The organism is Thermogemmatispora sp., assembly GCF_019683755.1.
GTDB lineage: Bacteria > Chloroflexota > Ktedonobacteria > Ktedonobacterales > Ktedonobacteraceae > Thermogemmatispora.
In genome coordinates this window covers 1-7,221 of sequence record NZ_JADGHT010000241.1, presented here as the reverse complement: position 1 = coordinate 7,221, position 7,221 = coordinate 1, and the positions used below count along the sequence as shown (strand labels likewise).

At 57.8% G+C, this 7,221-nt stretch carries 5 protein-coding genes; 2 read left to right on the top strand and 3 right to left on the bottom strand.

All coding sequences use genetic code 11. The features are described 5' to 3' along the window. Positions 1-790: 790 nt before the first annotated feature. The 3 genes from IRZ24_RS14475 to IRZ24_RS14465 all read right to left on the bottom strand — a co-directional run bounded on the left by IRZ24_RS14475 (position 791) and on the right by IRZ24_RS14465 (position 4,449). The gene (locus IRZ24_RS14475; protein WP_297165458.1) at positions 791-1,603 is read right to left on the bottom strand and encodes a BON domain-containing protein; all 813 of its coding nucleotides are present in this window, start codon (positions 1,601-1,603) and stop codon (positions 791-793) included. A 313-nt stretch (positions 1,604-1,916) separates the two neighbouring features. Continuing rightward, positions 1,917-2,582 carry an SCO family protein gene (locus tag IRZ24_RS14470; protein WP_297165456.1) on the bottom strand — a complete coding sequence of 222 codons (666 nt, stop codon included), beginning with the start codon at positions 2,580-2,582 and terminating at the stop codon, positions 1,917-1,919. 10 nt (positions 2,583-2,592) lie between these two features. Continuing rightward, on the bottom strand, positions 2,593-4,449 hold the full coding sequence (locus tag IRZ24_RS14465) for a heme o synthase (RefSeq protein WP_297165454.1): 1,857 nt from the start codon (positions 4,447-4,449) through the stop codon (positions 2,593-2,595). Between the two features lie 339 nt (positions 4,450-4,788). Here IRZ24_RS14465 and IRZ24_RS14460 point away from each other — a divergent pair, with 339 nt between their 5' ends. Then, positions 4,789-5,760: a cytochrome c oxidase assembly protein gene (locus tag IRZ24_RS14460; protein WP_297165452.1), complete on the top strand. Its 972-nt coding sequence runs from the start codon at positions 4,789-4,791 to the stop codon at positions 5,758-5,760. Between the two features lie 413 nt (positions 5,761-6,173). Next, positions 6,174-7,211, top strand: coding sequence for a cytochrome c oxidase subunit II (gene coxB, locus IRZ24_RS14455; RefSeq protein WP_297165450.1), 1,038 nt, complete (start codon positions 6,174-6,176; stop codon positions 7,209-7,211). The last annotated feature ends 10 nt before the right edge of the window (positions 7,212-7,221 follow it).

Here is a 7,221-nt window from a genome sequence, read left to right as displayed (position 1 = left end):
CTCCTAGGTAATACGCTCTTCCTTATATGTTTATTATGTTCTCCTTCCTGTTCCTCCCGCGCGAGCGAGCGCTGTCACGGATAGAGAGTAGCTCTTCTGCGTGACAGCTTGTCGCGAGGAGTCCCCTGAGTAGCACCGGCCAGGGTGGGCCGGGCAGTGGCTGGCGTGAGAGCCAATTACTCCCTAAAAGGGGATACGTTTTGCTGCGGTAGGCGGTTACAAACTGCTGGATGAGGCAGAAAGGCCATTCTGAGCAACTGGCGAGGACTTGATTAAGCGCTATGCCAGTGGCCCACAGCCTGCGAAACGTGGCGCTGCTAACCTACCAGCTACTGTCAACCTGAATTCTCACCAAAGTAGCCAACGAGGCGAGCACAAGCTAGTGCTTGTGCTCGCCTCAGCCTTGCTATCACAGGAAAGACCTGCAAGCCACTTGGCTGGCTGGCGACGTAATATCAACCAACCAGTGATGTCCTCAGATCGGCATCAAATTAGAAGCAAGCGAAGCTCTTCACAAGCGAAGGCCGACGCATCCTATCAAGCATTCTGCTGGCTGGCTGGCTGGCAGAATGTACAGCTAATCAGCAAGTGCCTACCCAAGTATCTCCGCCACTTCTTCCTCTCGCTCTCAGCCGCCAGACCAGACCTAGGTAAGATGCTGGCTGGCAATGAAGCGAGCGAAAGAAGACAACTTACGTCAGACCAAGCGGGCGGAGGGCTGGGCAGAGAAAGCGGCTGCCAGGATGCGAAGAGACCGCGAAGAGCCCCGAGTGAAGGGAGGAGATGCAGACTAGCCTTTGCCAACCTTTCCCTTCGTACGGCCCAACTCGCCCGGGATATCCTCATTCAGGCCGATATGGTTCACCACCACGCGCACACCGGGGATCTGGATCAACTCATCTTCCAGCAGGTACTTCATCTGGCGAGTAGGCACCTCGCCATAGAGATGGAGCACATAGTTTTCGACCAGGACCCGCAGGTCTTGAGCACCGTCCAACTTGCCAGCCTCTTGCAGCTTAGCAATGCGACGATTGGCCTCATTGAGGATGGCATCCTCAGCGATAATGAAGTTGCGCACATCAATCACGTGAGGCAACTTACGGATTTCATCCTCAATGGCCTGCTTCTGGGCCTCTAGCTCCACCTTTCCGTAGAGAGCCAGGACCACCCCCTCCTGCTCTACTTCAACATTCACCGGGTGGGCGCTCCAGGCCAGATCACCGCGCACCACCAGGCGATCGACGATTTCCTGGGCCTGCTCGCGTACCGCCTCGGCCAGCGGACTGACCTCGCCCTCAGCGGTGCTCGCACCAAAGCCAGCGTAGGCCTCGGCATGTGCCTGGGCCTGCGGATCTTCCAGTCCCCAGCCAACGATTCCGATGAGCGTTCCCAGCGCGCCAAGGAAGGCCAACACCGGCGTCTGATTGATGATCAGCAAGCCGATGAAGGTCACGAAGATGGCCACGCTGGCAATCAGCGGCCAGTAGCTAGGAATGGGCAGGTGATGTTCTCCCGCGCCCTCGTGCTCCTCCTCGTAGATGGGGAGGAGCGTAGCGGTCAGGTCACCTGTCGCCAGATTGATGCCTTGCAGGTGAGTTTCCATACGTATCGCATCTCCGCGGAATCTTTACTACTGCAGAATAAATAGCATACAAGCGCTAACAGATGGCAAGAATTCTCTCCTTTTTAAGGATAACAGCAGAGGGGCATTCTTGCAAGCTGAGAACCAGGCCAAGCTGTCCACGCCTGCGCAGCCTCCTCTGTTGCGCTTGTTGCTGCCTCTCTCTCCAGGCAGCACAGCGGCGCTAGCCGTCTGCGCTCCGCCGGGTGGCGCAGGGCGCCCTGCAGACGCCTCAGTCTCATATGCGCTCCGGTGCCCAGGGAGAGAGCGGGCCGGAGCGCCCGGTGACGTTCCCCTATTCCTTCAGCAGCAGTTGCAGATCGCCCGTTAGCTGCGAAGGGATGAAATCATCGCCCAGGAGCACGCGCTCACGGCCCTGCTTATCCAGCAGGTAGAGCACGGCGGTATGAGCTACTGGGCCAGTGCTGCTGTTAGCGGTGGCCGCTTCGGCATCGATACTATAAGCGCGCCAGATGGGCGAGAGAGCCGAACGCGAGCCGATCAAGAAATGCCAATAATTTGTCATCTGATGGGCATTTGAAAAAGCCAGAGCAGAGGCCTGCGTATCGCCTACCGGGTCGACGCTGATCGCCAAAACGGCCACCTGCTGAGCAGCGTCGCCGAGCTGCTGCATGACGGTATGCAACTTATCGGCGGTCAAGGGGCAAACCGTTGGGCAATGAGTATAGAGGAAAGTAATCACCACCGGTTTCCCCTTAAACTCTGCCAACGAGACGGGGTGACCAAACTGATCGGTTAACTGGAAACCCGGGGCGGGCCGGCCATCGAGCAGCGTACCCTGCAGTCCCGAATTACTAGCGGTAGGTTGACCAGGGGCTTGCCCGCTAGCATTTCCCCCCTGACCAGCTCGCAAGTTCAACACGGCCACCACCAGGACCACTAGCAGCGCCATTGTCAACACCGAGAGGCGTGAAGCTAGACGCCAATTCAGCCACCTCACAGCTCTGCTCCTAGTGGAAGATGATGCGATCCAGCACCATTGCGGCGAAGATCATCGCCAAGTAACAATTAGAATACCAGAACAGCGTCCGGGCCCAGCGCCGTGACTGCTTATCCCACAGCAAGCGCAGAGCCATATAGACTAGAATGCCGCCCAATACCAAAGCTGCTACCAGATAGAGGTAGCTCATCGCTCGCATAGCAAAGAGTACCAGTGTGACGGCCAGCAGCAGGAGCGAATAAAGGAAAATCTGCTTACGCGTCTCCTGCTCGCCGAAGAGGACCGGTAGCATCGGCACACGGGCCTTCTCGTAGTCCTTCTCGATCAGGAGAGAGAGGGCCCAGAAGTGGGGCGGAGTCCAGTAGAAAATGATAGCAAAGAGCCAGATGGCTGGGAGTGAAATGGTACCAGTGACTGCTGCCCAGCCGACCAGCACTGGCACAGCGCCGGCGGCTCCCCCGATGACGATATTCTGAGCGGTGGTGCGCTTCAGCCACATCGTATAGACGCCAACATAGAAGAGGATGGCGCCACAGGCCAACACGGCGCTTAGCAGGTTGACAAAGAACGCCAGGATCAAGAAGGAGGCCACACCCAGAGTGATCCCGAAGACCAGGGCCTGGCGCGGCTGTACGCGCCCGGCGGGCAAGGAGCGCCGTGACGTACGCGACATGATGCTATCAATATCGCGATCGTAGTAGCAGTTAATAGCGTTAGCACTGCCTGCCGCCAATGCCCCACCCAGTAATGTCGCCACTGTCAGCCCCAGAGGAGGCAGGCCCTGATAGGCGATAGCCATCGCCGCGGCAGTTGTGCCCAGCAACAACACCGTTACATGGGGCTTCATCAGATCGATGTAGCCTGAGATCGTCTGGCGCAGAGGGCTAACGCTTTCGCGCGCGCTGGCCTCAGCAGCCTCCAGGCGCTCCAGCTCTGCGCCCTGCGGGGCAGCACGGAGCTGGCGTGCAGCCAGGACAGCCAGCAGGACCAACAAGCCCCAGACGGCACTCGCCACGGCCAGATGCAGACCGCGCATGAAAGTGGCGGCGTCCTGGTTGGAGATGCTACCAAAGTGTAGCGAGCCGCTACCGAGTAAGGGGATGGTCCCGCCGATCAAGGACTGGAGGACAAAGAGAAGGGCGGCGGCCAGAGCGACGCGAGCCTGGCCGGGGGCCACGCGACGTCGGCGCCAGGCGCTATAGAGCGTCCAAGCTACTACCAGTCCCACAATCGTCGCAATCAAGCGATGGAGCGTATTGATATCACCAAGACGAGCCATGCCGGGCAATGTCTGGCCACACAGTGGCCAGCCCGTGCAGGCGAAAGTAGCTCCGCTGCCAACCACATAGGACCCGCTCAGCATCAGGCCATAAACCAGCAGCGCCGTTGTCACTGCCAGGCGCAGGAAACGACGTGTCTGGGCAGGATGCTCCTGACTGGGGGCGGCTTGGCCGGCCATCACCGCGATCGTAATCACTGTTGCGAAGATCGCCAGGGCCGTCGCCAGGTGGGCCGTAATAATCTCAGGGGGCAGCTTCCAGAGCACCGTCAGGCCGCCCAGCACAATCTGTACTACTAGCAGCACGGGAGCAATTAAAGCAGGCACAAGGACTTGTCGCTCCTTGCGTGCCCAAAGCAAGGCACAGATGGCCAGGGCAATAATCAAGACGCTGACGATTGAAGCCGTATAGCGGTGCGATTCCTCAAGCAAGGTACGAATATCAGGGAAGACAAAGGGCCGGCCATAGCAGAGCGGCCAGTCAGGGCAGCTCAAGCCGGCATCGTTGACGCGCACTGTTCCCCCAAGGGCCACCAGAAAATATGTGAAACCAACCGCGACCCAGGCGATACGGCGTATAATCTTCATAACAGCTATAGGCTCCCGATCAACAGTCTCTACAGGTAAATAATAGCCCGCTCTGTCCAGCTTAGAACACTGAGAGTATTGTCAAGCCTCTACCTGATACTATCCTTACAGGCAGGAAAGCGCACCTTACAGTTACCTGAACGCTGTTGTCGCCATTGTCTTCCCTTGCTATAGTATCTACGGTGCGATGGTGCGCTAGAGGCTAGGAATGGGCGGCGGGCGAGCCACCGCGAATCAGCCGTGGCCACCCACTTGCCAGAGGCTGGCGAAGTCCAGGCAGAGCTGCTATGTTGAAATTCTCCAGAGCGGCCAGCCTAGAGAGTCTAAGGGGAGCAGGCGATGGATTTCTGGCTAAGAGCCTGGCATTTCATCCCTTCAGTAGTTGTCGGCTGCGTAGCGATCGCTGTTCTCTATCTTTATGCGATTGGGCCACTACGCAAGCAGTACGAGCTAGGGCCATCGGTTCCTCGCAGCCGAGTAGTCGTCTTCCTACTGGGGGTATTGATCATCCTGCTGGCACTAGTATCGCCGCTGGATGAGCTGGGGGACGACTATCTGTTTAGTGCCCATATGGTGCAACATCTCCTGATTACCTTAGTAGCTCCGCCAATGATGTTGTGGGGTCTACCTGGTTGGCTCCTCATGCCGCTGCTGCGCAACCGCCTGCTGTACAGGACTATCAGGTTCCTGACTCTGCCTATTGTGGCCTTCTTTCTCTTTAATGCAGACATCTTTCTCTGGCACGCGCCCCCGCTCTACGATGCCACGCTAGAGAATGAAGGCATTCATGTTCTAGAACATCTTACTTTTATTATCTTCAGCTTTCTGTTCTGGTGGCCGGTGCTGAGTCCACTAGAGGGGGAATTAGGGCCGCTGCCCTTGCCGGGCCAGGTGCTCTATCTCTTTCTCAGTGGAATGCCAATGGTCCTACTTGGAGCAGGGCTAACGTTTGTGCCGCCGCTCTATGCTCCCTATCTGGCGGCTCCGCGTATCTGGGGCATTTCGCCAGCCACGGATCAGCAGCTTGGTGGGCTGATTATGTGGGTGCCTGCCAACATCCTGGTAATCGTCCTGATGAGCGTCCTCTTTATCCGCTGGATGTTGGCCCAAGAGCAGCGCCAGATTGAACGCGAGCGCCTGGCCTGGCAACACGAGGAAGAACAAGAGCGGGCGCGGCAAGCTCGTCAGCAGAGTCAGCAGGGGGATGGCGACAGTGAGGCTGATAGCTGGCCTCGAACTCTGCGCCATGAGACGAGCGTTGCCTTACCGCCCTCGAGTGGGGGGGAACACCCTGGTGAGCAGCCGTCCTGACAGAGCTGAAAGCCTCAGCGCTCGCTGCCGCCGTTCTTGCCCTGTCAAAAGGAGCTATCCACAGTCACATTCAGGTTGCTGTAAGGTTCCCTCCTGGACCTGCAAGCTCTCTGTCAGGGAAAGACGCTAGACTCATGTGCCAGACTGGGCCTGCTCTAGCGCCTTGCTTGTGCTGCTTGGCCGAGGGAGCGGTCAGGAGATCGGCGGAACGGGGGCAGGTCGCCAGGTTGCTGGCACGGTAGCAGTTGACCGCAAGCCGGCTAGCTCTAGTTGATGAGCAAGCGATGTGAGTGGGCAGAAAGGAAAGCAATGGCAGCCGGGCGAGAAGGCCCGCGCTCTGGTTGAAGGCCCCTGCGGGGCAGACCTATAATTATCTAGAGCGCTAATCTGTGTCTACTTGAGGAGTGCGAGCAGTGAGGATACCGTTATTTCGAGGGAAAACGCGTTGGGGAGTGCTATTCCTGACGTTGCTCTTATCCTCGCTCCTGTTCGCCGCCTGTGGCGGCAATCCCTCGATCCTCAATCCGGCGGGGCCGGTCGCTCAGGATGAAGCCAATCTGTTCTGGTTTATCCTGGGCGTAGCTACCTTTGTCTTCGTGGTGGTCGAGGGAATTCTGATCTGGTCAATCATTCGTTTTCGCGAGCGTCCGGGCATGCCGACGCCGCGCCAGATTCATGGCAATACGACACTGGAAATTGTGTGGACTGTAGCGCCCTCGATCTTCCTGTTTGTGGTGCTAGTCTTTACAATCCGCACGATGTTCCAGATCGATACCGTCCCCACAGGTGGGCAGCAGTTGGAGGTCACGGCGGTCGGCCATCAATGGTGGTGGGAATTCGATTATCCAACGCAGAAGATCATCACAGCCGATGATCTGGTGGTGCCGACGGGGACCGTGGTCCATGTTAAGCTCTATTCGAACAACGTGATCCATAGTTTCTGGGTACCCAATCTGACGGGCAAGACCGATGTGGTACCTGGCCATAACAACGAGAAGTGGTTTAGTGTCGATAAACCCGGAACCTACCACGGCCAGTGCGCTGAGTACTGTGGCTTGCAGCATGCCAACATGGCCTTTAATGTGGTTGCGCTGCCGCCAGACCAGTTTGCAACCTGGGTGAGTGGCCAGCAGCAGGCGGCGGCGAACAATCCGCAGTATGCGCGCGGGCTGGCGCTCTTCAAGTCCAAGGGATGCACGGCTTGCCACGGGATTGTTGGGGTCAACCTCAACGATTTCAATACGCAGCCGCAGACACTGGTCGGTCCCAATCTGACTCACTTCGGCAGCCGTGATTTGATCGCCGGTGGCGTGCTGAAGAACACGCCTGAAAACCTGGCAGAGTGGTTGCGTGATCCGCAGGCAGTCAAGCCGGGGAACGATATGCCCAATCTCGGATTGTCTCAGTCCGAGATCAATGACCTGGTGGCCTATCTGGAAAGCCTAAAGTAAAACATAATAT

Excerpts from the sequence above, each read along its gene's own strand:
- IRZ24_RS14475 (WP_297165458.1), bottom strand. The coding sequence starts at position 1,603 with ATGGAAACTCACCTGCAAGGCATCAATCTGGCGACAGGTGACCTGACC.
- IRZ24_RS14465 (WP_297165454.1), bottom strand. The coding sequence starts at position 4,449 with ATGAAGATTATACGCCGTATCGCCTGGGTCGCGGTTGGTTTCACATAT.
- IRZ24_RS14460 (WP_297165452.1), top strand. The coding sequence starts at position 4,789 with ATGGATTTCTGGCTAAGAGCCTGGCATTTCATCCCTTCAGTAGTTGTC.